This is a genomic window from Bacillus sp. JH7, from assembly GCF_001563515.1.
Classification (GTDB): Bacteria; Bacillota; Bacilli; order Bacillales; family Bacillaceae_G; genus Bacillus_A; species Bacillus_A cereus.
In genome coordinates, this window is the sequence record NZ_LPUS01000001.1 from 3,030,155 (window position 1) to 3,055,424 (window position 25,270).

Consider the following 25,270-nt stretch of genomic DNA (forward strand, 5'->3'; position numbering starts at 1 on the left):
GAATTCAATATGAAAAAATATGCTTTTATAACAGGTGCGAATAAAGGAATTGGATATGAACTTGTTCGTCAATTAGCAGAAAAAGATTATCACGTATTTTTAGGTGCTCGTAATGAACAACTTGGACAACAAGCCGTAGAATCTTTAAATGTTTCAAACGTTTCCTATATTCAAGTAGATATTTCAAATTCACAATCCATTCAAGAAGCAACAAAGAAAATTTACGAAACGACTGATTACTTACATTTATTAATTAATAATGCAGGCATAGCGCTAGACTTCAATGTGCTACCTAGTGAATTAAATATTGAAACTTTACGCCAAGGATTTGAAGTTAATTTTTTTGGAACTTTCCAAATGATGCAAGCCTTTTTACCATTATTAAAGAATTCAAGCAACAGTAAAATAATAAATGTAACAACTGACATGGCCTCACTAACAATGTTTGCTAATGGTGAAACACATCCAATTAATACACTAGGATATAATTCTTCAAAAACAGCTATTAATGCTTTAACATTAGCTTTTAGTAAAGAATTTGCCACTAACGGTCCAGAAGTATTTGGGGTAACTCCTGGTTTTACAACTACGGATCTTAATGGAAATTCCCCCGGTGGCCATACAACCACTGAAAGTGCTAAAATTATTATTAAATATGCATTAAGTGAAACAAACTATAATGGTAAAATACTTAACAAAGATGGCATTATACCTTGGTAATAAAAGGATGAATGATATGTATTATACAATTGGGCAAGTCGCCAAAATGCAACACTTAACTATTTCTCAAATACGTTATTACGATAAACAAGGACTGTTTCCTTTTCTGCAAAGAAACGAAAAAGGAGATCGAGTTTTTGATGAAGAAGCACTGAAATATTTAGAGATGATTTTGTGTTTAAAAAACACTGGTATGCCAATTCAAAAAATAAAACAATTTATCGACTGGTCTATGGAAGGAGAATCTACCATCCTTCAAAGGTTAGAATTAATGAAACAACAGGAGACCAATGTCTTACAGCTCATTCAAGACACTGAAAAAAACTTAAAAAAGATACAACAAAAAATTGCTAAATATGAGAATGAAATAACTTCAGCAAATGCTATTAAAAAATAAAAAAATCACCTTCTACATATTGTAGAAGGTGATTTTTATTTTATGATGCTTGCTTTCCTTTATCGGCATCATCTACATACCAGATGAATTTGCCTGTATATCCGTAAATAACTGCTAAAATTAACGATACGAAGCTTAACCACATAAACGGAACGTATGAGAACGTTGCTACACCTAAAATACCAGCCATAAAAATACCATTATCAGACCATGGAACCATACCTGAAGTTAACGTTCCACCTACTTCTGAGTTACGCGCTAATACACGACGGTCTATTTTTAATTTATCATAGCTATCTTCCATAATTTTTGGTGTTAAAATTAGTGATACATACATCGCACAACCAAATATATTAGCTAAGAATGCCACGATTAATGTAGACAATGTTACATTACCTGCAGAATTTAATTTCTTCTCAAATTTTGATACGATTACTTTTAAAACACCTAGTTTTTCAAGTAATCCACCAAATCCTAAACCGAAAATAATAACGGCTACTGAGCCAAGCATGCCGTTAATTCCACCACGGTTTAATAACTTGTCAACAAACTCAACACCAGATTGAATTGAGAATCCGTTATAAGCTGTTCCAATCGCCTCTCCAAAGTTCATCCCTTGGAAAAGGGTTGCCCAAATTGCACCAATTAAAGCTCCCATTGCAATTGTTGGCATAGACGGTTTCTTCATCGCTAATAGAACGATAACAATGACCGCCGGAACAAGCATCCATATTTTAATATCAAATTGCTTTAATAAAGCTTCTTTTAAAAATTCTACTCGATTCAAATCTACATTATCGCCGCCATACATCCAACCAGCTACAGTAAACATAATACTAGTAATAATATAAGCTGGAACATCTAATACGAGCATAGCTCGAACGTGAGCAATAACATCTACTTTCGCCATAGAAGCTGCAAGAACTGTGCTATCAGAAAGTGGTGATAATTTGTCGCCGAAATAAGCTCCTGAAAGAACTGCACCAGCAACAAGCGGAAGTGGTAAACCAAGTCCTTCACCAATCGCCATCATAGCAATACCTGCTGTTCCCACTGTTCCCCAAGACGTTCCTGTTGCGATAGAAGTTATAGAACAAATAATTAATGTTGCTAATAGGAATATGCTAGGGTGAATAAATTCTAATCCATAATAGATTAATGTTGGTACTACCCCACCAGCAATCCATGTTCCAATTAAAGCACCTACTGCAACTAAAATCAGTATCGCTTCTAATCCGTTAGAAATCCCTTTCGTAATTGCATCTTGCAATTCTTGATAACGAAATCCTAATCTTAATCCAAGCGCAATTACTAAAAACCATGAAATAAATAGCGCTAATTGAATTGGGAGATCAAAAATCGTTTGGAAGGAAAAGACAACAGCAAGAAATAGTAATAAAAGAACTATGATTTCTAGCATCGATGGTAATCTTACACTTTTCATTTTTTTCTCTCCTTACAAGTCGATAACATGACGTATGTCGTCTTACATGTATGTAATATACAATTAGCGAAGACAAAACAAAATTTTCATATTATTTCGATTTATTTTTCCAGTATAATATATTCACAACCCTTTCTATTGTAAAAGTAGATTACGTTTTTCGCAATGAAAAATATAAAAAATGTTGTATTTTTATTTATCCCGATATTTTCGGCCAATAAGACCCCCGTCTCAAAATTCAGTAAGTGCAAAGCACTTAGGTAAGAAATTAACTACTGTAAAATTCCGAATTGATATGAACGTATTAAAGCTTCACTTTATTTACAAAGAAAAATACCATACTAACTTTTTTAATATTTGCTGCAATAAAACTTTTTACAACTATCTTCGCTTTTTAATTCACACCATTATTTTCTACATAAAAAATAGGGCACACATCATTAAAATGATGCATGCCCTACCTTTATTTATACATATTTTGTATTTCTTCTTTATTTTTAAGTATTTCCTCAAACTTATCACTACAACCCTTCGGAAATAACACTCCCAGTCCATATGAATGCGCAAATTGAAAATGAGGGTACTTCGCTTTTACCTCATCCCAAAACTTATATACGCCGAAATCACTACTTCTAACTTCAATATCATGAAATAATACAATACCGTTTTTCGCGACTTTCGGTAGCCATGTATTATAATCGTGAGAAACAGCTTCATACGTATGATAGCCATCAATATGCAAAAGATTTATCGTTTCATCTTGAAACCGGTCTACAGCATCATCAAAAGTAGATCGAATTAAATTTCCTATATTAAGGTAGTTATCGCTCACTACTTTTTCTACTATTTGAAAAACCCCTTCTCCATATGGACCTGTATGCCCATCTCCAGCCCAAGTATCTACTGCAAAGCATTTAGTCGATAACCCTCCATCTTTTACTCCCTGACAAAAACTAAAAAAGGAAGCTCCTAAATGTGTACCTAACTCAACTAAAGTTTCTGGTTTTTCAAATCGTACTAAGTCATATGCAAAATCTAAATGTCCACTCCACGCAGATTGTGACCGAATAATAGGACTAAATGTTTCAAATTCAAATGATGGTTTATGAGTAACCCAGTTCATCGCATAACTCCTTCTGCACATATTTTTAACAAACCAAATTACTCTTATCTTTATTTTTTTATCGCCTTGATTATGATTCTATTTCATGAAAATATGAAGAATTTATTCTTTTCTATTGAGGTAAAGCATCATATACATATGGGTCAGTTGGCTTATTAATTTTCTCGATTTTGTTTACTTTTACAAGTGGAAAGACTGTTCCTTTATATGTCGTTTCATCTAATAATCCTGTTATTTTCACCCATGTTTCTTCTGGAATTTTTTCAATATTTTTCCCGGTAACAATCATCCCCCAGACTGATGCATCCGCAATACAACAAGTTATGCCATATCGAGCCACTACTGCTTTATTACCCGTCACATCTTTATCCTTATATATAAACCCTAAAAATGTAATTTCTTTCCCTTTAAACCAATTAATATTTTGACCAATTACATTCATTGTTTGAACATAATCCTTATCCTTTACTTGTAGTTTACGCTGTCCTAACATACTTTTTACTACTTGCTCTTCCGTTTTATAAGTCGTTGCTAAATTTGATGTTTCTTCTGAATCAACTAATACTTCTCGCTCATCAAACTTAACCTGTTTCCCCTCTTTTTCGTTTCTTTCCAGACTTCTCGCCTGTACACTTTGATTCATACCCCTTTTTCCTGCTAAACTTCCATCAATTGTTACACTTCCAAAGAGAAAAGCACTAACTATCGGAACAACAAATAAAACATATACAAAGAAACTTTTTATCCCTGATTTTGATGTTGTATGATGTTTACAACAATTACAATCATGCTGTTTTTCTCTTCCATCTCCCCAAACTTGTACAATACCAAAAATTAAAATTACTACAAAAGCTATATACGTAAATTTGATCATTTTTGGAGCGATAAAATTATAAATATTTCCTGTTACAAGTAGTTTAAATAAGAGCATTGCTAAACCCATTAAAATAATGCCACGTATATAGCGATGATACGCCTTCTGCTCCTCTTTCTCCATTCTTTCTCACCTCCTATAACATTATGATTTGCAGGATGGTATACACAGATACAATGACAATTCCCATCAAAAAGAATACAAATTTCTTTTGAAAATACGCAAATAGCATTAACGTATTTTTCATATCAAGCATAGGCCCAAACACAAGAAATGCGAGAAGTGCCTTTACCGAGAAAACATGTCCAAAAGATGCAGCTATAAAAGCATCGGCTGCAGAGCAAATTGATAAAACATAACCAAATCCCATCATAATAAAAGGGGCAATTACTTCGTTATGTGCTACTGCATCCAGTATATTCCGATCAAAAAACGTCTGAAATACACTTGCTAAAAAAGCACCTATCAATAAATATTTACCAGTATCAAAAAACTCATCTACAATGTGATTCATAACATCTTTCCAACTCTTTTTTTTGCTTATTTGAACTGAAACCTCTACGTCTTTTAAAACATTTCTTTCGCGATAGCAGTAATACACAATTAGCCCTATAAATAGAGCAACTAAAATTGTTATCCCAAAGCGTGCATATACAACGTAATCATTTTTTGGAAACGCATATACAGTAGATAAAAGAACAACTGGATTCATAATGGGTGCACTCAATAAAATAACAATGCCTACATGAAGTGGTAGCCCTTTTTGAATGAGTCTTCTTACAATTGGTATAATGACACATTCACACATTGGAAAAAGAACTCCCACAAATACTGCTGGAATCATTGCAACAATTGGAGATTTCGGCATTACTTTTTGAATCATATCTTCCGTCACAAACACTTGAATAAATGAAGAAACAATTACCCCTAATAAAATAAAAGGTATTGCTTCAAAAATGATACTTAAAAATACCGTATTCACATTCAGCCATTCCTGCGGTATATTTTTGTGCAAATTTACTAGACTTGTAAAATCTACAAAAAATAATAAAAAGAGAAACATAGCGATAAGAGCTATGCCTACTAATTCTTTTGAAACTCTATTAAAGACCAAGCTTCTCGCCTCCATTTTATTTACATGTAAACATGTGCTTGTCCAAATGCTTCATACTACAGCACAAATTTTATAGTCTATTTCTATTCTTAAATCGTAATCATTATGATTTATTATTGATTTTTCTTTCCCTATCGTTTAATATAAAACGTAATCATTACGATTTAAAGGAGAGATCATTTCATGAAAAAAGTACCTATCACTGTATTAAGTGGTTTTTTAGGATCTGGAAAAACTACCTTACTACATCACATTTTGACTAATAAGAATAACTTAAAAGTAGCTGTTATCGTTAATGATATGAGCGAAGTAAACATTGATGCATCTCTTATAAAAAAGGGTGGTTTTTCACGTACGGAGGAAAAACTAGTAGAGATTCAAAATGGCTGTATTTGTTGTACACTACGAGAAGATTTAATGATAGAAGTGAATCGTCTTGTGAAAAATGGTGATATTGACTATATTATTATTGAATCTTCTGGTATAAGTGAGCCTATTCCAGTTGCTCAAACGTTTACTTATACAGACGAAGTCCTTAACATTGATTTAACGAAAAATTGTCGCCTCGATACGATGGTTACAGTTGTAGATGCAAATAGATTTTGGGATGATTTTGCAGATGGAGAAAGTTTATTAGACCGAAAACAAGCCATCGATGAGAATGATACCCGAGAAGTTATTGATTTATTAATAGATCAAATTGAATTTGCAAACGTAATTATTCTTAATAAGATAGATTTGCTAGAAAAAGAAGATGTGATAGAGCTTCATCATTTACTAAAAAAATTAAATCCTAATGCAAAAGTTCTTGAATCTTCGTTTAGCAAAGTACCATTACAAGAAATTTTAAACACAAATCTATTTAATTATGAAGAAGCCAGTCAATCGGCCGGCTGGATACAAGAATTAAATAGTTACCATCATACACCAGAAACGGAAGAATACGGTATCAATTCCTTTGTTTACCGCCGCAAATATCCTTTCCATCCCGAGCGCCTTATGAATTGGCTAGAAAGATGGCCTTTAGATGTTGTAAGAGCGAAAGGATTCTTCTGGCTGGCATCTCGTAATAATATGATAGGGCTTCTATCTCAAGCAGGTTCCTCTATTACAATTCAAGGAGCCGGTGAGTGGATAGCGGCATTACCTGAAACTGAAAGAAATCAAATGATTACAGAAGAACCAGAAGTATTGAAAAACTGGGATAAACAATATGGAGATCGAATAACCGAACTCGTATTTATTGGAATTGATATGAACCGTTCGTTAATTGAACAATCATTAGATGATTGTCTATTAACAGAAAAAGAAATGCAACAAAACTGGAATACATTTATTGATCCTATCCCGGCTTTTACTTATACTTCATAACAATTAATAAAAGGCTTCAGTAGAATGAAGCCTTTTTACTTTATAGCACTCTTATTTAATAAGTTTGCTTTAATTATGAATACAATTGTACCTAAAACAATTAATATAGCATATACGATACCAACTACATTACCTATTTTTTCTAAGCCAAGCGGTAATATTATAGTAGCAACTCCAACTATATAAGAAAATGATCCTGAAAGCTTCGCTAATTTATTTTTATCTCCAACAAACGTTTCTTCTTGATATCCTGCTAACAAAAACACCCTCTTTTTCACATGTATTTGATACCCTAAAAAAATGATAAGTAACCCAACAAATAAACAAACTAAAAATCCAGCTAACATATACTCCCCCTCCTCTACAATATTTTACTATACATAAAAAACAAATTAGAAATTTCAGTTTATTAATGAGTCATTCTTTGATATATTGCATATTGTATTCAATTTGTATTTTTAGAAAGGAGAATTTTAGATCATATGGATTCAAATCGATTAAAAGGACTTATAATGGTCATAATCGGTGCTTGTTTATGGGGCTTATCTGGTACAGCTGCACAACAACTTTTTCAATATGACAATGTTTCAACCGAATGGTTAGTTACGATCCGTTTACTTATATCTGGAATTATTTTGCTCATTATTTCCTCATTCGGAACGAGAAAAAAAGAGATATTTGGCATTTGGAAACAAAAATCTGATGCTATTAAAATGATTTTGTTTGGTCTATTCGGTATGCTTGCTGTACAGTATACGTATTTCGCTTCAATTAAAGAAGGGAATGCTGCCGTCGCAACATTATTGCAATATTTAGCTCCTATATTCATCACTGTATACTTACTTTTCCAATGGAACGTTCGTCCATCAAAAATTGATTTCATTTCAATTACCCTTTCATTAGTAGGCACTTTTCTCTTACTAACAAACGGGTCTGTTCATAACTTGGCTGTTTCTACACCAGCTATTATTTGGGGTATTTTATCTGGATTATCTCTCGCTTTTTATAGTTTATATTCAAAGGAATTGTTAGAAAAGTGGTCTTCCTCCGTTATCGTTGGATGGGGCATGATTATTGGGGGTATTGGTGTAACGATTGTACACTTTATTTCTACAAACGAATTCATTTTATTATCAACTATGAAATATGTAAAACTAAGTACCCTACCGCTCATCACATTTATCGTCATTTTCGGGACACTTATTGCCTTTTATTTATACTTAGACAGCATACGATACCTGACTCCGAAAGAAACAACATTATTTGGTTGCACAGAACCACTCGCAGCTATTATTTCTTCTGTACTTATATTGCACGTGCCATTTCAATCTTTTCAATTATTAGGCGCTTTTTGTGTCATTGTAATGGTGCTCATCTTAGGCCAAAAGCCAGATGAAGGGAAACAAAAATTAAAGCTTGTTCATACAAAAAAGGAAAATATACAATGAAAGGATTGAATTCACTATGCCTGTCCCTCAAAATTATAAAAAACCAGGAAGAATTTCAGCAAAATCACTCGTTTTAAATCAACTACAAAATTGGATTATTGAAGGTGTACTGAAGCCCAATGAAAAAATTAATGATGGGGAATTGGCTGAGGCACTAGGAGTAAGCAGAACACCTGTAAGAGAAGCACTTCAAATATTAGAGCTTTCTGGATTAGTGGAAATGGTACCAGGGCAAAAAACGAAAATTGCTCCTATTAAATTAGACGACGTATCTATCATTTATGAAACGATGGCTGGTCTTCACTCTATTATAGGAAAGCAAGCTCTTCAAAACATTACAGACGCTGATATTCAACTACTTTCTGAAATAAATAATCATTTTCAGCACTCTATAGAGAAAAAAAACGCAAAACAAGCTTTAGAATTAGATATACAATTCCACAATACAATTTCTTCTATTGCTAAAAACCAATATATTGAACCCTTTCTAGAAAATATGCAACTTCACGTTTTACGTCTTGAATATTTATTTTTCCAAAACTTTGTTCCAGCAAGTCAATCTATTGAAGAACATCACTCTATCATTCAAGCATTACAGAAGCAGGACGAAAAACAAATGGAACAAATAATGACCCAAAACTGGCTCCGTCCCATGAAAGAAATACAAAAAATAATTTCTACGAAGTAAAAAAAGAGCTGGTTACACAAAATCGTAACCAGCTCTCCTTTTACTAATCTATATAGCTACGCCTGAATATTCGCATAATCTTCCATATCTTCGTACTCTTTTTCCAATTCCTCTAAAGACAGCTCGTATAATTGTCGGTCGCGAATCTTAAACACACCTGCTCCAATTAACTCATCAATTAAATGCCTCTTACGATTTTCAACAGCAAAACGGAGTTGACTACTCATCTTTTAAAAAACTCCTTTCTACGATCATTGAAAATGATAATCTCTATCAATTACCACTTTTGATTATAAAAGATGACTCTTTATAAGTAAAGTAATTTCATGAAATATTTACCTTGCAAAGTACTTGTGGCCACATTATATATATGTATGCCGTGCGAAAAATGTTATGACACTTTTTCTTATCCTTTTTCTTTCATACTTTGCAAGTTGTCTCATCATGATTAAATTCACCATCTATTTCTACTTGAATGGTGACATGTTCTACATGAAATTTCTCCTTTAATACATACGTAGCCTCTTTTAATACACTTTGCGTTTCATTTCCTTTAATAATAAGATGACATGTTAATACTTGAAAATCTGATGTGACAGACCATATGTGCAAATCATGAACTTCTTTGACAATCGGAATATTTAATAACGTACTTTTTACCTCTTCAACATTTATGTGCTGTGGTGCACCTTCCATTAATATATGAACCGTATCACGTGTTACACGCCATCCACTAATAATGACTAAAATAGACACAAGAATACTAGCAATCGCATCTGCAGCAGTCCATCCGAAAAATTTAATAAGTAACGCAGCAATAATCGCTCCGACGGAACCCAATAGATCGCCTAGTACGTGCAGGAAAGCACTTCTTAAATTCAAATTACCTTTCACATCTCCGCCTCTCATTAATATCCAAGCTGATAAAATATTAATAAGCAGACCCAGGACTGCAATAATGAGCATCCCATTACTAGCAATCTCAACTGGTTCTTTAAAACGACGGATTGCTTCAATAAAAATGTATACCGAAATGACAATAAGAACGACACCGTTACATAATGCTGCTAACATTTCGACTCGCTTATACCCGTATGTTTTCGCAGTTGTTGCTGTTTTTTCTCCGAGTTTAAACGCAAGTAAACTTAAAGCTAAAGATACTGCATCACTTAGCATATGCCCCGCGTCAGATAGTAGTGCTAAGCTATTTGTTACAAATCCACCAACAACTTCTGCAATCATAAAACTTGTTGTTAGTAGGAAGGCAATTAGTAACGCCTTTTTATTTTTTAAATGACCATGATCATGCGAATGTCCCATACTTATACTCCTTTAAGTACAATATCTGTATGTTAGTATGAAACAAACTCCCCATCTTTATCCCGAATTGACTGATTGTAAACGCCCGCTTCCTCTGTATACACACTTCGCTATTTTTTAAACAATCCCTTTTTCTCAAATAAAACAAGACTACTTCTTTTTTATTTTCATATTGTTTACTAATGAAAGAATTTTTAAGGAGGTTACTTAAATGAAACGTTTATTTCTCTGTATGGAACGTGAACTTGTTGTAGTGAAAGAACACAATGATAACTATGAAACGACTTATCACTTACAAAATATGCAACCTACCTGTATCGCTGTTGATCCATTTCAAAAGAATCGTGTATATTGCGGAACATTTGGACGAGGTCTATGGTTAAGTGACGATAGTGGGGATTCATGGCGACCAATTGGAGATTCTTATCGTTACTTTGATTTCCCTAAAGAAGATGGTATTTTGCACTCCTCTATCACTTCCATAACAATAAGCTCAAATGAACAAGTTAACGGATATGGGGTCGTTTATGTCGGCACAGAACCGAGCGCTTTATTTCGCTCTGAAAATGGTGGTGAAACGTGGACTGAACTTAAAAATATGAAATCATTATTATCTTCTTATACATGGGCTTTCCCGCCTAGACCTTTTACCCATCACGTACGCTGGATTACAGTTGATCCAAACAACCCTAATACAATACACGTTTCAATCGAAGCTGGTGCTGTTATTCAAAGTAATGATAAAGGGCATACATGGATTGATAAAAAATTCGGTGCTCCTATCGATGCTCATCAATTACTTATGCACCCTGAAGCACCAAATCGCCTTTATGCATCATGTGGTGACGGATTTATGGGCGGACCTGATCGTGCTTATCTTGAGAGTTATAACAATGGAAACAGCTGGATCTCATGTAGTGCAGGACTTGAACATCATTATTTATACAGCATGGCTATCGATCCAGCTGATTGTGATACGATTCTCGTTTCTGCTGCGCCAAGTGCTGATCTCGCTCATCATCGTATCCCTTATGAATCTTATATTTATCGAAAAACGAAAGATACTCCGTTCCAGCAAGTACAACAAGGATTACCATCTGCAATCGGTACAGTCATTTCGATGTTTGCGACAAACGAAGCCGAACCACATACGTTCTACACGTTAAATAACAATGGCGTCTTTCAATCCAATGATAGCGGCGAATCGTGGGAACAACTAAATATTTCGTGGAAAGATGAATATAAAACGCAGCATCCGCATGCATTGCTCGTTACTAGTTCTTAACAAAAAAAAGACTGCCTAAATGATTTTAGGCAGTCTCTCTTTTATTTCTTTAAATCAATGACAATATCATCTAACACAATATCTTTACTCTTCGCTTCTTTTTTCGGTACTTCTATTTTCTTCTCTTTCCCATTCACATACTCTACTCCACCATGATTTTCAGGTGTATGTACTCGCAAGTGCACGCGAGGTGTAACGATAAGCTTTGTTGCATTTTCGTTTAGTTTTTGGAAGGTGGCACTCCAATGGATATTGTAAGGATCGTTGCCACTTCCCCCATTTCCTTCACCCGAATAAATATTCCCTAAATCATCCTTAACCGTCAATTCAACATCTACACTATCCCATTCTTTCCTCGCGCCCTTAGAAACCTCTTGATTGTAATAAAGAATAAATGAAACTGGCGATATTGCGACCTTTTCCATATTTGCTTTTATACCTTCTTTTTCCGAACTCCCACCAATTGTTCTCTCTTTACTATCCACTGATTTTACAGTTAACGCGAAATTCCAATTACCTTGTATTGATTTTTTCCTATCTGGCATCTCTATTCTCTCTATATTCCATCTAAAGTTTACTTTGTCCTTTTTATTGCTATCATGATGCGTCGTTGTTACCATACCTACATACTTTTTTTCAGTAACTTTAGTCATTTTACCACTGCCTGAACTACCATGAGCGTCCATTATATCCAATCCACCTAATATGATAGGATCCTCCCCTAAGTCCTGCTCACTTTCCAGTGAATACGTTATAGATAATGTTCTGCCATCAGAAATTACATCATTAATTGTAACCTTAACCCCATTACTCTCTTTTGTCATATTCAACTCAGTCGAAAATTCCTTATAATTTTCATATAATCCCGTTCTACCATTATCTAAAAATCGGAATATGTCACCTACAATTGGCAATCCCCCGGCATATGTAGGAAAACCGATACCAAGAGTTGCAACCGATAACCCTACTAAAATTGATGCAGCAGCGACACCTTTTTTCCAACTTTTCATCTTTTTCTTCGTACGTATCGATTGTTTTACATTTCGTTTTACTTTTTCCTTTTCAATTTCAGAAGCCTCAATTTCTTCTAGTTCTTTTTCATCTATATCAATATCATTTAATAGTTCATAAATGTCTTTCATATTGCACTACCTCCAAAACTAATATTCGTAGCATTTTGTTGTAGTTTCTTTTTCCCCCGGTACACTCGATTATCAATTGCTGCCCGAGTTAATCCTAACTTGTCACCTATTTCCTCTGTCTTCATACCAAGTAAATATTTCATAATGAACACCTTTTGATCTAGCGGTTCTAATTGATTAATGAGCTTCAATAATTCTTCCCTATCTTCCATAACGATTAATTCGTCTTCTGCTGATTTTTCTGTACTGATATGAAACTCATCTGAAATGATTTCTACTGTTTTAGTCGATTTCCGGTAATAATCAATTGCTTTAAACTTCGCAATCGCTGCAATCCACTTTTTAAAATCACTCGGCTCTCCATGGAATTTATTTGCGTTATTCCAAATGGAAAGAAATATATCGTTTATACATTCCTCTATGAGTCCATCATTTTGAATGGGAAGTAGAACTTTATGCGTGATCCCCTTTATGAGTGGTAAGTATGTATCGACAACGAATTCTAACGCGTCTTCTTTTTGCCGCTGTAATCTTTTTATAAAATTTTTCTCATTTGATTTCATGTAGCGATTCCCCTTATTGTTTTGTAAAAGCTTTTACACCCTATATAACGTCTGAGAAAATTTTTTCTCTCATCTTTTTTATTTTTTGTATGGAATGGAATACTTTCCCTTAGCCATTTTCTCACATAACTATGCATTCAAAGAAAACTTTCTCAAGTCTGTAATTTAATTCATGTAGTACACTATTTATATAGTCACTCTTTAATTTAGTGTACATTTTATTTCATTAATCTATTTTAAAAATTAGGAGATGAGATGTGTATGTGTGGAATTACAGGTTGGGTAGATTGGAAAGAAGACCTTGCAAATCAACATGTTATTTTAAAAAAGATGGCAAATAGTATTCAGCATCGTGGTCCGGATGCTGAAGGATTTTGGTTTTCACCTCATGCGGCCTTTGCACACCGGCGTTTAATTGTAATTGATCCAGAAGGCGGGACACAGCCTAAGACATTTCGTGCTGGTGATTATACGTATGCTCTTACTTATAATGGAGAAATTTATAATTTCCGTGAACTGAGAGAGCAGCTTCAAAAATGTGGGCATGCATTTGAAACCCATTCAGATACAGAAGTATTACTACATGCTTATTTAGAATGGAAAGAAGACTGCGTACGACATTTAAACGGAATTTTCGCTTTTGCCTTATGGGATGATCAGAAGCAACAATTGTTTTTAGCACGAGATCATTTAGGTGTAAAACCACTCTTTTTTACAGAAAGAAATGGCAGTATTATTTTCGGCTCTGAAATTAAAGCATTATTAGCGCATCCATCTGTCCCTGCTGAAATTGATGCGAATGGAATAAATGAAATATTTGGATTAGGCTTATTTCGCACTCCAGGATGTGGCGTCTTTAAACATATTCAAGAAGTACGTGCTGGACATTCTATAACATTTACACGTCATAAAAAAGTAGTTACTAAGTATTGGAATTTAGAAAGTAAGTTCCATACAGACTCTATAGAAGATACATCTTCGCATATTTTATCTATTTTACAAGATACAGTAAAAAGACAATTAATTGCCGATGTTCCTCTCGTTTGTATGTTATCAGGCGGATTAGACTCTAGCGGTATTACTGCACTTGCGGGTAAAGAATTTGCTGCTGAAAATAAAACACTTCATACGTATTCTGTTGACTTTGTAAATAGCGCAAAAGATTTCGAACTGACATTTGCTCGCACTGGTTTAGACGCTCCTTGGGTAAAACGCGTTTCTGAACATGTCGGGACAGCGCATCATGATATTATTGTGAATGCTGAAGAATTAGCAAATCACTTATTCGTTCCCCTTCATGCAAAAGATTTACCGAGTGCTGGTGAAATGGAAACTTCACTATATTTACTATTTTGCGAAATGAAAAAAGATGCGACCGTAGCTTTATCCGGCGAATCGGCTGATGAAGTATTCGGTGGATATCCTTGGTTTCATCAAGAAGAACTACTATATGTAGATAAGTTTCCTTGGCTAACAAATTGGAAAAATACATCTCCTCTTCTACTAAATGAAGTAAGTAACCAATGTAATCTAGAAGACTATATTGATACACGATTCCAAGAAGCGATACTTGAAGTACCTACTCTTGAAGGCGAAAGTAAAAAATCCGCGAAACAACGTCAAATGTTTTATTTATTTTTAACAAGATTCCTTCCTTTCTTACTTGACCGTAAAGATCGTATGAGTATGGCTGTTGGATTTGAAGTTCGTGTACCGTTTTGCGATTATAGATTAGTTGAATATTTATGGAATGTTCCTTTCAACATAAAAAGTATTGATAATATTGAAAAAGGCATTTTACGTAGAGCACTACAACCAGCTTTACCTGACGATGTACGCAATAGAAGAAAAAGCGCTTATCCAACTTCACAAGATCCACACTACTTACAAACAATCCGTAATTTAACACTTGATATGTGTAACAATAAAAACAATCCTATTTTCTCACTTATTAACCATTCCATCTTACTTTCAATTGCTGATCAAAGTAATAAAGTGATTAACAATTTTGAAGCAAGAAGTGCCATGGAGTATATGCTACAAGTAAATGAATGGTTGAAAACATATCACATCCATATTGCTTAACAAAAAGGAGTTCAAGGATAAAAACCTTGAACTCCTTTTATATTAATTAGCACATTGTTTATTATCAGTATCAATAGACCATCCAATAATCGTGGCACAGTCTCTACCTTTCCACTGCAGTACATTTGTTAATACGGGCTCAATCTGCAAGCTATTTCCGTCGTGTAATATTTCTACTAAAGATTGATCATCATCAAACCTTCGTTTGTCACACTCTAAAATACCGTCCGTTGCCATTACAATGTGATTCATTCCTTTTTCTAATCCTCTTACACCTGACGTAAAGCAAGGTGTATTTGCTGCAAAAATATTTTTCCTGCCAATATATTCGTAATTTTTCCGTTTATTTAATCGTCCTTTTCCATTTTTCGTTTTCTCAGAATGGAATAAATACGCGAAACAATCACCAACTGATAACCAATATAAAAATTCGCCTTTTCGTAAACAAATTAAGCAAGCGAGTTCCTCATCATCTTGATCACACTTTTTAATAAATAACTCATCTGTAAATAACGCTAATAAGTACATATGTGTATGATGAAAAGCTAAATGTATTGGATAGGAAAATAACTCTTTTAATTTCTCTTTTCTTTCTGAAATCGCTTCTATTATATAATCAATATTTTTTGTTTTGTGGTGTGTATCAAAAATCATAACAAATTCAAATTGTAATTCAGGGTCCCACCAAGCAAGTACCGCATCTCCTCGTTCATATGCATCACTTTCTTGATTTCCCCCATATACGCCGACTGAAAGAGGACCACATTTTTCAACATGTATTTCATCTACATACATCTGTTCATGACTCATCCATTTGAATGTATTCACAACTATCATCCTCTCTCTTGCTAAATGTATACCTTTACACATAGATTACCTTATATTTCAATAAAAATAAACTTTTTCAACATTTTTTATCCAAATAAAAGGATTTTATTTCTAAAACAACGAATATATCTTATTATACGATATAAAAAAGGGGATTTATTATTATGAACAACATTAATCAACATTGGGAGAGCATTTATTATCACTTACGATACGAATACGAGGACAATCTTTCCCACCAAGCAATTCGTATTTTACAAATCGTTTCTCGTGAGAAAGATATAACAATTGGAAAAGTCGCTACTGAGCTTAGCCTTTCTCATAACACAGCATCTGAACATATAAAGCGCCTTATTCAAAAGGGGTTCATCGTTAAAGAGAGAAATAAAAAAGATGAAAGAGTGGTAAACCTTACATTAACAATTGAAGGAATTGAAGTATTAGAAAAACATACTTTACTAGATAAAGAAAAGATAAAAATATTAGAATCACAGTTATCAAAAGAAGAACAACAATTAATTGAAAAAGCATTTTCGTTATTAGCGAAGGAGGCAAAATATGCATTTCCTCGTTAAAGTAATCGTTTCGGCACTTATTATCGGCGTTATCACTGAAGTCGCTAAACACTACAGTACGATAGGTGGCTTTATTGCTGCCCTTCCTCTCGTGAGTTTACTTAGTCTATTTTGGATTTCATTTGAAGGCGGGAATAAACAAGAATTGAGTCAATTTGCTTTAGGGGTATTATATGGATTCCCCGCATCAGCACTACTATTATTTATTGTCTATATTGGTTTAAAAAATTCATTTACACTTAGTACATCTGTCCTACTCGGTATAGGTGTTTGGTGTATCGTTTTTGCTTGTCAAAAATTATTTCAAGCTTAGGAGGAATTAACATTCATAAATTTGTAGAAATAATGGGGCAAAATATAGAAGTACATATAAAAGGAGGTGGTAAACAAACTGTAGTCATTCAAACCGGAATGAGTTGCTCATTTTATGATTGGCTTCCTATTATAAAAAAGCTTTCACAGCACTTTACAGTCGTTTCATACCATCGCCCAGGTTACGGGAAAAGTGAGCTAGGAAATCAACCACGTACAATAAGGCAAGTTACAAAAGAGCTGCATATGTTACTAAACAAACTAGCTATTCAAGAGCCATTTATTCTAATCGGTCATTCCTATGGAGGATTATGTGCACAACATTTTGCGATGTTACATGAAGATAAGCTGCAAGCACTTATTTTAGTTGATTCTACTTCGATGAACTTACACCGTTTAGATGAACTTCATTTACCAATTTCTGATCAAACTGACTCGGATGATATGTGGCTTGAAAAATATAATACATACTCCAAAATGGATGTAGACACACTTTATAATGAACTAAAACCTATTCTCACCGATCAATCAAAACAGCAAATTGGATTCTCTACCTCGCCTTCATTATATAAAGCGACAGCTTCTGAACTATCGGAGTGGAAAAACTGTGCTCTCTCACTAAAAGAGCTATGTAAAACATTAGAAATACCATTAATCGTTATCGGTAGAGATCCTCAATATTCTATTACTCAATTGACTAATGGTGGCATGCCAAAAGAGGAAGCAACACAACTTGAAGCAATGTGGCAAGAACTGATCCATGAACAATTACAACTCTCAATACATAGCCAATATATACTTGCCGAACATGCTGGTCACGGAATCGAAATTGATCGGCCTGATATTATTATTGGGGCTGTTCAATCTCTATAAATAAAAAAAGGAAGCAACTAAAGTTGCTTCCTTACTTATCTATTCATAATCTTCTTCATCATCGATTTCTTCGTAATAAGCATTCCCATTACTTACATAAATAGGGCCATTCGCAACATCAATACGTAATACCCATGCCCATGGCACAGCTAAACGCTTATGTATTGCTCGCCAAAAGCTCATTGATTTTCTTTCGTACTCCTGGAACTCCTGAAGTAACTCTTTATAGGAGGAACCGTCTAACTGAATATTTGCTTCTAGCAAACGAGAATGGGCATAGTACTGCAGCTCTAGTTCAGCAGCAATTTCCATTTCTTCTTCTGTTGCCATACCAATAATTGTTCCATCTGCTGGTGCAATTTCATATACGTTGTGAACTTCAATAAGCCCTTCTTTCTCTTTCTCAAACATGTAAACAGCCTCCTTTAACATATAATTTTTATGTTACAAAGTCATACTTCTACAATAACTTCTCTCTTTCCTCTTTTTTTGATAAACTTTTACAAAATATTTAACCGATGACCTGTTTTCTCTATTCTTTCAGCAGAAATGAAACGATTTTTATCAAAATTTAATTTATACACATCAGGCATATGAAGTGTTTTCCAAAACTCCAAATCATATTTCGAATTAAAATAATTCATTAGTAATACCATAATATTTCCATGCGTACCTATTACAATATTCTTACCTTCATATTTTTTTAATATATTTTGTATACATATTACAGCGCGCTTTTGTGCTACAGTATTCGATTCTCCGCCTTCGTATGCAAAACTCCAATCTTTCCACACATTCTGCATAGCATCATTAAAATTTGATACTGGCTCTGTGCTCAATAATCTTTCACGCAAATCTTCTTCAGTTTGTATTGATAATTTATATGTATTCGCAATTCCTTGTACAGTTTGGATTGCTCTTTTGTAAGGACTAGAAATAACAACATCAATATGTTTATCTTTTAATAAATGCGTTACATTTTCTGCATCACAGTGGCCTTTTTCAGATAAAGGTCGTTCCCGTTCTTCTTTTGTATATGTAGAATGGGCATGGCGAACGAAATATATTGTTGTCATTTTTTAACCTCCTTTCTTATTTTCCATCTATATTCAATAATAATATTGGAAAATCCTGTATTACAAAAGAGCACTTTTCATAAGTGCCCCTTTGTTTACATAATAAAATTATTTCATTATAATTTATTTCTGAATTCCTCACTTATGACAATATCTCGAATAAAGTAATCCATATTACTTAAAAGTTTTTCAAATGCTTTTTCACTCAAATTGTTCATCATAAAGACAATCTCAATCTTATTCCCTTTTTTATCAGTACCATAGAAACTATTTGTTAATACAAATGCCGTAGAACCACCTTTCTGTCCAGCAAATTCGAATATACCCTCTCCTACGGTTCCTTTAAATATATTCTCAACCTCACCTTGCATTTGTGGTGTAAAATAATTTCTGCTATTTATCTTTTCCAATAAACTCATGTAATCCTTCGCATTTGCACCTATAAACCGATCTGACCAAATACGCTGAAAATCCATATCGGCTTTTAACGATATCTCGCGTTTTGTCCATTCTTTCTCGTCTTTCATCCATTCATGTATTTGCCATACATGCTTAACATATTCATCATTAGACATATTACGTAGCTTGTCCAATGCTTTATTTTGAGGAATATGCAGTTCTTTTTCAACATAGCCCCTCATATATAATGCCCCTGTATACGTTGGATAAAATTCATCGTGACTATTTAAGCCTAACTCTTTCAAACTTTCATTTATCCGCGCTGCTCCAAGCTTGTCCAATAAATATGATGCATTCGCATTCGAACTATAATGGATCATTCCTTTCACTACTTCTTCTAAAGAAGTTTGACCACCCTTCACTAACTCTTTATCTTTTACATCATCTAGCCATGCAGGGTGTGCACCACCATCAGTATTTTTCACATAGTATTTTTCTAATTCTTTCAATGAAATTTTCTCGCCTTTTCTTATTTTCCCTTCAGCTACTTGCTTAGCATATTCAATTGCTATAACGATTTTCGACATACTTGCTAGCGGTAATTTTTCTTTTTCATTTATTGATGTCAATGTTTCACCATTTCTTTTAACAATTAAAGAAGTTGTTTTATCATCCTTATGTTCTTTTATGTAATTTAGCACATAATTAGAGTCTTCTTTGGAATTGACATATTCCTTCACTGAAAAGAAAGCTATACAGCCTACTATAGTAATTCCAGCTATAATTCCAACAACTTTTAATCCCCTCATGATACTCCCCCTAAAATAAACATATTATATATTATACTAAATAAATTTCCCTTTTTAAGTAATAATTAGATTATTTATACAAAAACACTTCTTTTCTTAAACAACAAAAAAACATGCCTTCATTAGGAAAGCACGTTTTGTGATATTCTTCACATTGTTTAGTTAAAAAATAAATGTTTACTTACCATGATGTAACATTAAATCACTAAGTTCTTCTTCAATGTGATTTAATTTCGCAACGCCTTCTTTCCATTTATGAATATAACGTGAAACCCCAACGAAAAACAAAACAATAATTGTGGAAAGAATAATACCATATACGATTGCTACAGTACTCATAGTTACACTTCCTTATAATTAGTAATGTGGTTATTAGTTATATTTTTATTATAAACCTTTTTCTTTTAAAATACTTCGATTTCAACTTTTTGTAACAAAATTGATTTTTCTAACATTTCATTCGTGAAAATGGCATATTTTTCACAAATTATACAAAACTTCACCATATGTACTATTACCATATGAGTTATATTATTAAATAGAATAAAGGGGATGATATACTATGACGACTTGGTTTATTGTAATGTTAGTTGTATTTGGAGCATTTAAAATTATCGTTTCTAGCCTTCCTAACACTGTTATTGAATCCATTATTAGCAAGTACGAAACACATCCAAAACTTGAAGAAGAGAATGTGACTATTACAATTCACGGAAATAACGTAGAAGGCGAACAGAAATCAAAAATTATTCATGATTTTAACGAAGGTTTATTTTTAGATCGCTATTATGCACCACCACACAATGAGGGTACGCCTTTAATTATCAATGCAAAACGTGGCAAAAAGAATTTTACATTTTATATTTATAGTCACGAGGAGCATGTTGATGTTGTAAAACAATATAAAAAGAAGGTAGTTGCTTATAGTTTACGCTCTAAAAACCTTCAAAATAGTGATATGTTCGTGTCAGCTGACTTAGCTTAATACTCATATATTAGAAAAAGGAATCCAAGAAATATGGATTCCTTTTTTTCTCATTTACTGAAAAATAAGCTCTGTCTTCAAACTATCTTTCGGTAACAACCAGCCTTTTTTCTCTAAACTCGCCATTAATAATTCCCTTTGTTTTGTCGCAATACTTTCTTCATTTGTTTTAAATGACACTTCTATTACGAAGTCATCTTCTAATTTTCCGGTATTACTTAATGGCCAAATTTCAATATTTGCTTTTATGTTTTCAAACTCTCCTGTATATCGTTTCATTAATACAGGACCGTAAATACGGGAATTCTTTAACATTTCCTCTCCCCAATTTGTATACAACCATTTGTTCATTTTCCCTGGTAATTTTTCTACTAACATGTTTTGAGCAGCTTGTTCATTTGGTAAATCAAGTATCCCATATCCTTTAGCGCTGTAACTTTTCTTATTTGAAATGCTTAATGTTTTCTTCTCAAATCCCCAATCTATTTCCGCCTCATAACTATCCGTATTACTATCGAACCCTTCTTTTTTAGCTACTTCTAGTGCATCTTGAATTACACCATTTGGAATAGGATATCTTTTTTTATATGTTAATTCAAAATCTTTACTAAATTCTTTCTTTCGAATTCTAGCAAACCAACCTTCCTCGCTTAAACTTTTATTCGCAGTATCTAAAAATTGCACTTGTATTCTTTCATATTTTGTACCAGCCTGGAAATGTTCTAGCACCTCTTGCTTCATCTCTTTGTTATCACCTAATACTTGTTCTGGCTTCAATAATAACTTTACTTCAAAACTAGGTTTCATTGGACTAGCTGCAAACCCTTCCTTAACGTTATAAAGGAAACAACAAAAGAAAATGCTTACGAATACAAATACTTTTTTCATATACCTATCCCCTTTACATTTCAAATGACTTCTATACGTTCCATTGCAAGTGAATATACATTTTCATACCCTGCTGTACTTAGCTTTTGTTGTAATCGATCCGTATCCTCTTTCAAAGCGTGCACTAACACCGTATGTTCTGGTAATAATGTATTTAGCATCTCTTTAACGTCTCTTATACTTTGGTGAACTTTATACGGAACTCTCTTCACCCTACATGTACTCCTTACATGTTCTTTCATAACTTTTTCTGCAAAACTCCCTTTCGCAATATGCCCAGTAAAAATAACGGCATTCCGTTTTTCATTCCGAAGTTGTTCATAGTATAACTGTGCTCGTTTCGTTTGCATATTCGCATCACTCATTACAACTATTCCGTAACTATTTTGCATACTAATGTCATTATCCATCACTATTATGTTTCTTTTTAAACTCTCCATAATCCATTTAAGTTCTTCATTATTTTTTATCCAACCTTTATATATGAACATCTCTTCAAATCCAGCCAAAATTTCTTTATCTACTATAAGCGGAAATTCTTTATATCGTTCATATAAATACAATACTATATCTTGCGCCCTACCAAGTTGTGGCAGCGGTAATAATGCTATTCCTTCATTTTGCATAACTCGTTCAATTTCTGCACATAGATCGTCTAATCTTTCATTTTGCGAAACATCATCTGTGTGATAAGCGGCATCTACAATTGCAACTTTTATATTGTGGCCCAATTTCTCAGGTAAATTAGCTCGTAGTATATTAGACTCTGCTGAATAGTCGCCTGAATAAAATACGTATGTATTACACATATCAACTAAAAACCAAACAGCTCCTAATACATGCCCACTATACCCCCACTGAAACCGCAATGTAGGAGTAATTTGTATCCATTCATTTGGATTACTAATCTCATCAATACATACATAATTTAAATCTTTTATATGTTGGTCCCTATAAGGTAACTTCCACCCTTGCATCACATTATAGTTTCTCCATTTTTCATAATATAACGGCAGTTGCTCCTTCGTATAACGAGTCGTCCAAATTTTTTTCTTATATCCATACTTCGCCAATAAAGGTAAACCCATCGTATGATCTTCATGAATATGTGATAAAAATACCGCATCTAAAAATGGAACAACTTCTCCCTCTATTTTTGGATAACTATTCTCATATGATCGATTAATACCACAATCAAATACTATTTTCGTCTCTTTATTTTTTACAAAATAGCAGGAGCGACCGTACTCCCCTGCTCCTCCCCATACTTCCATTCTCATCATGCTACCCCTTTTCGTGTTTGCTCCATATGTTGCAGCAGTAATAAGCACATTGTTGTAAGTCCAACAGAAACAACGGCCATCGCCATTCCTATAGATACTTCACCCTGTTCAAATTGAGCAAAAATAAACGTTGCTGACGTTTCTACTGATGGAGGTAATACGAGAAGTGATGCTACTAACTCTCTTATTGAAATTGTAAATGTCATCGCCCATCCGGCAAGAATGCCTGGGATAATAAGAGGCAATATTATTTTTCTAAAAATATAAATATAATTTCCCGAAAAAATACTTCCTGCCTGTACAAGAGAATCATCAATTTGTCCGAGTGATGATTTTACATATTGCACCGTGTAAGGTAAAAACAGAATAACATACGTTATGATAACCATAATTGGTGTATTATAAATTGACATAGGCATATATGGTGAATTCCAAAATAGAATAAGACCTACAACCATAACGATTCCTGGTACCATATTCGGTAACATACCGCACATATCAAGCCATTTTTCAGAGTTTTTTTTCCCTTTTCGAATCATAAGTGCCAAAAAGACTCCAATAATTACCGCAATAATCGCTGTTACGAGTGAAAAAAGAAAACTATTCCATAAAGCCTCTAATCCCGGAGATCCCATTGTAAACAATGCCTCATAATGGCTTGTTGTAAAGTTATTTACATGTAAACCGCCGCCTCTTAATTTTGAAAAAGAAGCAATAAGTATAGAAAAGTATGGAATTCCAATTGATACGATTAATAAACCAATTACATACATCCATGCTACAACGCGCGTAAATATAGACAAAGTATATCTTTTAGATTTCACACCTTTTCCACTAACCATTGCATATGAATACTTTCGATTCAATACATTTTGCATATACCAAATGAGCATACAAGCACTAAGTAATAAAGAAGATAATGCTGTTGCACTACTGAAATCAATTGGCCAACTCGAAATAAATTTATGAATTTCTGATGTTAACACGTGGAATCCTATTCTACGTCCGAATGTAGCCGGTGTTCCAAATTCAGCAATCGTCTTTACGAAAATGAGTAAAGCACCCATTACATAACTTGATACTAATAACGGCAATATTATTTTTCTTAAGCGATAGAAAAAACTTCCGCCATGAACTGCTGCAGCTTCTTCTTTACTACTCCCAATCTGAAGTAACGTGTTTTTCAGCATGAAATAAAGGAATGGGAATAAATGCAGACTCATAATTAAGACCATACCTCCTAAACTAAAAAACAATGATGAAACTGTCTTTAGCATCGGGAAAAATTGTTCAAAATAGCCGTTAGGTTGCATGAACAAAATCCAGCCCATCGATCCAATATACGGCGGTGTCATAAATGGAATCATAAAAACAATATCTAACTTACTATACTTTCCTACATCTGTTTTGCTCATAATAAATGCCAATGGAAATGCAAATATTGTAGCACCTATTACAACGAGTACACCTAGAAGCATCGAATTTAGAAAAATCCCCGCTAATCCACCACTCTGCATCACTTCAAAAGGCTTTAAAAAATTCCAACTGCTATTTTCATATACACTAGAAAATAAAATAAGAAAAAGTGGAATGACGATTAACATCGCGACAAGTAATAACGCTATCGTCATTCCAACTTGTCTTACTGATACGAATCGATTTACCATG

The 25,270-nt window shown here is 33.7% G+C and carries 29 protein-coding genes; 11 read left to right on the top strand and 18 right to left on the bottom strand.

The genetic code is table 11. The features are described from left to right. Nucleotides 1–9: 9 nt before the first annotated feature. Together AU379_RS15120 and AU379_RS15125 are read left to right on the top strand one after the other, a co-directional pair. Nucleotides 10–720: an SDR family NAD(P)-dependent oxidoreductase gene (locus AU379_RS15120; RefSeq protein ID WP_030024934.1), complete on the top strand. Its 711-nt coding sequence runs from the start codon at nucleotides 10–12 to the stop codon at nucleotides 718–720. A gap of 16 nt (nucleotides 721–736) precedes the next feature. After that, nucleotides 737–1,117: a MerR family transcriptional regulator gene (locus AU379_RS15125; protein WP_000291861.1), complete on the top strand. Its 381-nt coding sequence runs from the start codon at nucleotides 737–739 to the stop codon at nucleotides 1,115–1,117. 40 nt (nucleotides 1,118–1,157) lie between these two features. On the opposite strand, the gene nhaC is transcribed toward AU379_RS15125, so the two are convergent. From nhaC to AU379_RS15145, 4 genes are all read right to left on the bottom strand, one after another. Beyond that, a complete protein-coding gene (gene nhaC, locus AU379_RS15130; protein ID WP_000843992.1) occupies nucleotides 1,158–2,561 on the bottom strand; it encodes a Na+/H+ antiporter NhaC in 1,404 nt (467 codons plus the stop codon). A 463-nt stretch (nucleotides 2,562–3,024) separates the two neighbouring features. After that, on the bottom strand, nucleotides 3,025–3,684 hold the full coding sequence (locus AU379_RS15135) for a class I SAM-dependent methyltransferase (RefSeq protein ID WP_001104673.1): 660 nt from the start codon (nucleotides 3,682–3,684) through the stop codon (nucleotides 3,025–3,027). Nucleotides 3,685–3,796: 112 nt separating this feature from the next. Then, on the bottom strand, nucleotides 3,797–4,681 hold the full coding sequence (locus AU379_RS15140; protein ID WP_061139454.1) for a TIGR03943 family protein: 885 nt from the start codon (nucleotides 4,679–4,681) through the stop codon (nucleotides 3,797–3,799). Nucleotides 4,682–4,694: 13 nt separating this feature from the next. Beyond that, the gene (locus AU379_RS15145; protein WP_002061090.1) at nucleotides 4,695–5,687 is read right to left on the bottom strand and encodes a permease; all 993 of its coding nucleotides are present in this window, start codon (nucleotides 5,685–5,687) and stop codon (nucleotides 4,695–4,697) included. 168 nt (nucleotides 5,688–5,855) lie between these two features. Here AU379_RS15145 and AU379_RS15150 point away from each other — a divergent pair, with 168 nt between their 5' ends. Next, nucleotides 5,856–7,043, top strand: coding sequence for a GTP-binding protein (locus AU379_RS15150; protein WP_050821756.1), 1,188 nt, complete (start codon nucleotides 5,856–5,858; stop codon nucleotides 7,041–7,043). A gap of 35 nt (nucleotides 7,044–7,078) precedes the next feature. Here AU379_RS15150 and AU379_RS15155 read toward each other — a convergent pair whose 3' ends face one another. After that, nucleotides 7,079–7,390 (bottom strand): DUF3784 domain-containing protein, encoded by a 312-nt coding sequence (locus AU379_RS15155; RefSeq protein ID WP_000879381.1) that lies wholly within the window; start codon nucleotides 7,388–7,390, stop codon nucleotides 7,079–7,081. Between the two features lie 135 nt (nucleotides 7,391–7,525). On the opposite strand from AU379_RS15155, the gene AU379_RS15160 reads away from it, so the two are divergent. Further along, nucleotides 7,526–8,491, top strand: coding sequence for a DMT family transporter (locus AU379_RS15160; RefSeq protein WP_061139455.1), 966 nt, complete (start codon nucleotides 7,526–7,528; stop codon nucleotides 8,489–8,491). 16 nt (nucleotides 8,492–8,507) lie between these two features. Continuing rightward, nucleotides 8,508–9,179, top strand: a complete 672-nt coding sequence (locus tag AU379_RS15165; RefSeq protein ID WP_061139456.1) for a GntR family transcriptional regulator — start codon at nucleotides 8,508–8,510, stop codon at nucleotides 9,177–9,179. Nucleotides 9,180–9,235: 56 nt separating this feature from the next. Here the strand turns inward: AU379_RS15165 and fbpA are convergent, their stop codons facing one another. Both fbpA and AU379_RS15175 read right to left on the bottom strand, forming a co-directional pair. Next, nucleotides 9,236–9,406, bottom strand: a complete 171-nt coding sequence (gene fbpA / locus AU379_RS15170; protein WP_000098302.1) for a Fur-regulated basic protein FbpA — start codon at nucleotides 9,404–9,406, stop codon at nucleotides 9,236–9,238. A gap of 193 nt (nucleotides 9,407–9,599) precedes the next feature. Then, a complete protein-coding gene (locus tag AU379_RS15175; RefSeq protein WP_061139457.1) occupies nucleotides 9,600–10,499 on the bottom strand; it encodes a cation diffusion facilitator family transporter in 900 nt (299 codons plus the stop codon). Nucleotides 10,500–10,710: 211 nt separating this feature from the next. Here AU379_RS15175 and AU379_RS15180 point away from each other — a divergent pair, with 211 nt between their 5' ends. Then, nucleotides 10,711–11,784 (top strand): hypothetical protein, encoded by a 1,074-nt coding sequence (locus AU379_RS15180; RefSeq protein ID WP_000825300.1) that lies wholly within the window; start codon nucleotides 10,711–10,713, stop codon nucleotides 11,782–11,784. 41 nt (nucleotides 11,785–11,825) lie between these two features. Here the strand turns inward: AU379_RS15180 and AU379_RS15185 are convergent, their stop codons facing one another. Further along, the gene (locus AU379_RS15185) at nucleotides 11,826–12,926 is read right to left on the bottom strand and encodes a DUF4179 domain-containing protein (protein WP_003312848.1); all 1,101 of its coding nucleotides are present in this window, start codon (nucleotides 12,924–12,926) and stop codon (nucleotides 11,826–11,828) included. Further along, on the bottom strand, nucleotides 12,923–13,489 hold the full coding sequence (locus AU379_RS15190; RefSeq protein ID WP_000840007.1) for a sigma-70 family RNA polymerase sigma factor: 567 nt from the start codon (nucleotides 13,487–13,489) through the stop codon (nucleotides 12,923–12,925). Before AU379_RS15190 ends, AU379_RS15185 begins: the two co-directional genes overlap by 4 nt. 261 nt (nucleotides 13,490–13,750) lie before the next feature. On the opposite strand from AU379_RS15190, the gene asnB reads away from it, so the two are divergent. Then, a complete protein-coding gene (asnB, locus tag AU379_RS15195) occupies nucleotides 13,751–15,574 on the top strand; it encodes an asparagine synthase (glutamine-hydrolyzing) (protein WP_044584289.1) in 1,824 nt (607 codons plus the stop codon). Nucleotides 15,575–15,616: 42 nt separating this feature from the next. Here asnB and AU379_RS15200 read toward each other — a convergent pair whose 3' ends face one another. After that, on the bottom strand, nucleotides 15,617–16,444 hold the full coding sequence (locus AU379_RS15200; protein WP_001999549.1) for a protein phosphatase 2C domain-containing protein: 828 nt from the start codon (nucleotides 16,442–16,444) through the stop codon (nucleotides 15,617–15,619). Between the two features lie 122 nt (nucleotides 16,445–16,566). On the opposite strand from AU379_RS15200, the gene AU379_RS15205 reads away from it, so the two are divergent. From AU379_RS15205 to AU379_RS15215, 3 genes are read left to right on the top strand one after another with little or no spacing between them, the layout of a single operon-like run. Then, a complete protein-coding gene (locus AU379_RS15205) occupies nucleotides 16,567–16,977 on the top strand; it encodes a MarR family transcriptional regulator (protein ID WP_001059785.1) in 411 nt (136 codons plus the stop codon). Beyond that, nucleotides 16,961–17,290 carry a DUF3147 family protein gene (locus tag AU379_RS15210; RefSeq protein WP_000545640.1) on the top strand — a complete coding sequence of 110 codons (330 nt, stop codon included), beginning with the start codon at nucleotides 16,961–16,963 and terminating at the stop codon, nucleotides 17,288–17,290. Before AU379_RS15205 ends, AU379_RS15210 begins: the two co-directional genes overlap by 17 nt. Continuing rightward, nucleotides 17,251–18,162 (top strand): alpha/beta hydrolase, encoded by a 912-nt coding sequence (locus AU379_RS15215; RefSeq protein WP_061139458.1) that lies wholly within the window; start codon nucleotides 17,251–17,253, stop codon nucleotides 18,160–18,162. The genes AU379_RS15210 and AU379_RS15215 overlap by 40 nt, the downstream gene beginning before the upstream one ends. 39 nt (nucleotides 18,163–18,201) lie before the next feature. Here the strand turns inward: AU379_RS15215 and AU379_RS15220 are convergent, their stop codons facing one another. The 5 genes from AU379_RS15220 to AU379_RS29255 all read right to left on the bottom strand — a co-directional run bounded on the left by AU379_RS15220 (nucleotide 18,202) and on the right by AU379_RS29255 (nucleotide 20,967). Further along, nucleotides 18,202–18,573 (bottom strand): hypothetical protein, encoded by a 372-nt coding sequence (locus AU379_RS15220; RefSeq protein ID WP_000461766.1) that lies wholly within the window; start codon nucleotides 18,571–18,573, stop codon nucleotides 18,202–18,204. Between the two features lie 89 nt (nucleotides 18,574–18,662). Further along, on the bottom strand, nucleotides 18,663–19,238 hold the full coding sequence (locus AU379_RS15225; protein ID WP_000208266.1) for a histidine phosphatase family protein: 576 nt from the start codon (nucleotides 19,236–19,238) through the stop codon (nucleotides 18,663–18,665). Nucleotides 19,239–19,354: 116 nt separating this feature from the next. Next, nucleotides 19,355–20,446: a serine hydrolase gene (locus tag AU379_RS15230; protein ID WP_061139459.1), complete on the bottom strand. Its 1,092-nt coding sequence runs from the start codon at nucleotides 20,444–20,446 to the stop codon at nucleotides 19,355–19,357. Between the two features lie 177 nt (nucleotides 20,447–20,623). Beyond that, nucleotides 20,624–20,785, bottom strand: a complete 162-nt coding sequence (locus AU379_RS15235) for a hypothetical protein (protein ID WP_000108701.1) — start codon at nucleotides 20,783–20,785, stop codon at nucleotides 20,624–20,626. Nucleotides 20,786–20,850: 65 nt separating this feature from the next. Further along, a complete protein-coding gene (locus tag AU379_RS29255) occupies nucleotides 20,851–20,967 on the bottom strand; it encodes a hypothetical protein (RefSeq protein ID WP_001987133.1) in 117 nt (38 codons plus the stop codon). Nucleotides 20,968–21,008: 41 nt separating this feature from the next. Between AU379_RS29255 and AU379_RS15240 the strand changes: the two genes are divergently transcribed. Next, on the top strand, nucleotides 21,009–21,431 hold the full coding sequence (locus tag AU379_RS15240) for a YfmQ family protein (RefSeq protein WP_000214592.1): 423 nt from the start codon (nucleotides 21,009–21,011) through the stop codon (nucleotides 21,429–21,431). 54 nt (nucleotides 21,432–21,485) lie between these two features. On the opposite strand, the gene AU379_RS15245 is transcribed toward AU379_RS15240, so the two are convergent. The 3 genes from AU379_RS15245 to AU379_RS15255 are packed head-to-tail and all read right to left on the bottom strand — an operon-like array spanning nucleotide 21,486 to nucleotide 25,269. Next, nucleotides 21,486–22,319 carry a hypothetical protein gene (locus AU379_RS15245; protein WP_044584287.1) on the bottom strand — a complete coding sequence of 278 codons (834 nt, stop codon included), beginning with the start codon at nucleotides 22,317–22,319 and terminating at the stop codon, nucleotides 21,486–21,488. Between the two features lie 20 nt (nucleotides 22,320–22,339). Beyond that, on the bottom strand, nucleotides 22,340–23,602 hold the full coding sequence (locus tag AU379_RS15250; protein ID WP_033685690.1) for an MBL fold metallo-hydrolase: 1,263 nt from the start codon (nucleotides 23,600–23,602) through the stop codon (nucleotides 22,340–22,342). Next, a complete protein-coding gene (locus AU379_RS15255; RefSeq protein WP_061139460.1) occupies nucleotides 23,599–25,269 on the bottom strand; it encodes an iron ABC transporter permease in 1,671 nt (556 codons plus the stop codon). The genes AU379_RS15250 and AU379_RS15255 overlap by 4 nt, the downstream gene beginning before the upstream one ends. Between the last annotated feature and the right edge of the window lies 1 nt (nucleotide 25,270).

Excerpts from the sequence above, each read along its gene's own strand:
- AU379_RS15175 (WP_061139457.1), bottom strand. The coding sequence starts at position 10,499 with ATGGGACATTCGCATGATCATGGTCATTTAAAAAATAAAAAGGCGTTA.
- AU379_RS15225 (WP_000208266.1), bottom strand. The coding sequence starts at position 19,238 with ATGACAACAATATATTTCGTTCGCCATGCCCATTCTACATATACAAAA.
- AU379_RS15160 (WP_061139455.1), top strand. The coding sequence starts at position 7,526 with ATGGATTCAAATCGATTAAAAGGACTTATAATGGTCATAATCGGTGCT.
- AU379_RS29255 (WP_001987133.1), bottom strand. The coding sequence starts at position 20,967 with ATGGTAATAGTACATATGGTGAAGTTTTGTATAATTTGTGAAAAATAT.
- AU379_RS15155 (WP_000879381.1), bottom strand. The coding sequence starts at position 7,390 with ATGTTAGCTGGATTTTTAGTTTGTTTATTTGTTGGGTTACTTATCATT.
- AU379_RS15140 (WP_061139454.1), bottom strand. The coding sequence starts at position 4,681 with ATGGAGAAAGAGGAGCAGAAGGCGTATCATCGCTATATACGTGGCATT.
- fbpA (WP_000098302.1), bottom strand. The coding sequence starts at position 9,406 with ATGAGTAGTCAACTCCGTTTTGCTGTTGAAAATCGTAAGAGGCATTTA.
- AU379_RS15220 (WP_000461766.1), bottom strand. The coding sequence starts at position 18,573 with ATGTTTGAGAAAGAGAAAGAAGGGCTTATTGAAGTTCACAACGTATAT.
- AU379_RS15230 (WP_061139459.1), bottom strand. The coding sequence starts at position 20,446 with ATGAGGGGATTAAAAGTTGTTGGAATTATAGCTGGAATTACTATAGTA.
- AU379_RS15205 (WP_001059785.1), top strand. The coding sequence starts at position 16,567 with ATGAACAACATTAATCAACATTGGGAGAGCATTTATTATCACTTACGA.
- AU379_RS15125 (WP_000291861.1), top strand. The coding sequence starts at position 737 with ATGTATTATACAATTGGGCAAGTCGCCAAAATGCAACACTTAACTATT.
- AU379_RS15255 (WP_061139460.1), bottom strand. The coding sequence starts at position 25,269 with ATGGTAAATCGATTCGTATCAGTAAGACAAGTTGGAATGACGATAGCG.
- AU379_RS15150 (WP_050821756.1), top strand. The coding sequence starts at position 5,856 with ATGAAAAAAGTACCTATCACTGTATTAAGTGGTTTTTTAGGATCTGGA.
- nhaC (WP_000843992.1), bottom strand. The coding sequence starts at position 2,561 with ATGAAAAGTGTAAGATTACCATCGATGCTAGAAATCATAGTTCTTTTA.
- AU379_RS15120 (WP_030024934.1), top strand. The coding sequence starts at position 10 with ATGAAAAAATATGCTTTTATAACAGGTGCGAATAAAGGAATTGGATAT.
- AU379_RS15185 (WP_003312848.1), bottom strand. The coding sequence starts at position 12,926 with ATGAAAGACATTTATGAACTATTAAATGATATTGATATAGATGAAAAA.
- AU379_RS15165 (WP_061139456.1), top strand. The coding sequence starts at position 8,508 with ATGCCTGTCCCTCAAAATTATAAAAAACCAGGAAGAATTTCAGCAAAA.
- AU379_RS15180 (WP_000825300.1), top strand. The coding sequence starts at position 10,711 with ATGAAACGTTTATTTCTCTGTATGGAACGTGAACTTGTTGTAGTGAAA.
- AU379_RS15250 (WP_033685690.1), bottom strand. The coding sequence starts at position 23,602 with ATGATGAGAATGGAAGTATGGGGAGGAGCAGGGGAGTACGGTCGCTCC.
- AU379_RS15190 (WP_000840007.1), bottom strand. The coding sequence starts at position 13,489 with ATGAAATCAAATGAGAAAAATTTTATAAAAAGATTACAGCGGCAAAAA.
- AU379_RS15210 (WP_000545640.1), top strand. The coding sequence starts at position 16,961 with ATGCATTTCCTCGTTAAAGTAATCGTTTCGGCACTTATTATCGGCGTT.
- AU379_RS15135 (WP_001104673.1), bottom strand. The coding sequence starts at position 3,684 with ATGAACTGGGTTACTCATAAACCATCATTTGAATTTGAAACATTTAGT.
- AU379_RS15145 (WP_002061090.1), bottom strand. The coding sequence starts at position 5,687 with ATGGAGGCGAGAAGCTTGGTCTTTAATAGAGTTTCAAAAGAATTAGTA.
- AU379_RS15235 (WP_000108701.1), bottom strand. The coding sequence starts at position 20,785 with ATGAGTACTGTAGCAATCGTATATGGTATTATTCTTTCCACAATTATT.
- asnB (WP_044584289.1), top strand. The coding sequence starts at position 13,751 with ATGTGTGGAATTACAGGTTGGGTAGATTGGAAAGAAGACCTTGCAAAT.
- AU379_RS15200 (WP_001999549.1), bottom strand. The coding sequence starts at position 16,444 with ATGTGTAAAGGTATACATTTAGCAAGAGAGAGGATGATAGTTGTGAAT.
- AU379_RS15240 (WP_000214592.1), top strand. The coding sequence starts at position 21,009 with ATGACGACTTGGTTTATTGTAATGTTAGTTGTATTTGGAGCATTTAAA.
- AU379_RS15245 (WP_044584287.1), bottom strand. The coding sequence starts at position 22,319 with ATGAAAAAAGTATTTGTATTCGTAAGCATTTTCTTTTGTTGTTTCCTT.